The organism is Salmonella sp. NW722, from assembly GCF_051702785.1.
Classification (GTDB): domain Bacteria; phylum Pseudomonadota; class Gammaproteobacteria; order Enterobacterales; family Enterobacteriaceae; genus Salmonella; species Salmonella enterica.
The window spans coordinates 1-944 of record NZ_JAMMIN010000025.1 but is presented as its reverse complement, the minus strand read 5'-3'; the positions used below and the strand labels follow the sequence as shown (position 1 = coordinate 944).

General features: G+C 53.8%; 1 protein-coding gene. It reads right to left on the bottom strand.

The genetic code is table 11. The features are described 5' to 3' along the window. On the bottom strand, positions 1-944 hold a 944-nt coding region (gene tuf, locus NA330_RS23165; protein WP_031571904.1), incomplete at both ends, for an elongation factor Tu.

Here is a 944-nt window from a genome sequence, read left to right as displayed (position 1 = left end):
GCGATCGGGTGGATCAGGGTAACAACCATTTTGATGTTGTCGCCCGGCATTACCATCTCTACGCCTTCCGGCAGTTCGATGGTACCAGTCACGTCAGTAGTACGGAAGTAGAACTGCGGACGGTAGCCTTTGAAGAACGGAGTATGACGGCCGCCTTCATCTTTGGACAGAATGTACACTTCAGATTCGAACTTGGTGTGCGGCTTGATGGTGCCCGGCTTAGCCAGTACCTGACCACGTTCGATTTCTTCACGTTTGATACCACGCAGCAGAACACCTACGTTCTCACCGGCACGGCCTTCGTCCAGCAGTTTGCGGAACATTTCAACGCCAGTACAGGTAGACTTCTGAGTCTCTTTGATACCAACGATTTCAACTTCTTCGCCCACTTTGATGATACCGCGCTCTACACGACCGGTAACAACGGTACCACGACCGGAGATGGAGAATACGTCTTCGATCGGCAGCAGGAACGGCTTGTCAATCGCACGCTCTGGTTCCGGAATGTAAGAATCCAGGAAGCCAGCCAGTTCGATGATTTTCGCTTCCCACTCTGCGTCGCCTTCCAGCGCTTTCAGAGCAGAACCACGAACGATCGGAGTGTCGTCGCCCGGGAAGTCGTACTGAGACAGAAGTTCACGAACTTCCATTTCAACCAGTTCCAGCAGCTCTTCGTCATCAACCATGTCGCATTTGTTCAGGAACACGATGATGTACGGAACGCCTACCTGACGACCCAGCAGGATGTGCTCACGGGTCTGCGGCATCGGACCGTCAGTCGCAGCAACAACCAGGATCGCGCCGTCCATCTGAGCAGCACCGGTGATCATGTTTTTAACATAGTCGGCGTGCCCCGGGCAGTCTACGTGTGCGTAGTGGCGGGTCGGGGTATCGTATTCAACGTGAGAAGTGTTGATGGTGATACCACGCGCTTTTTCTTCCGG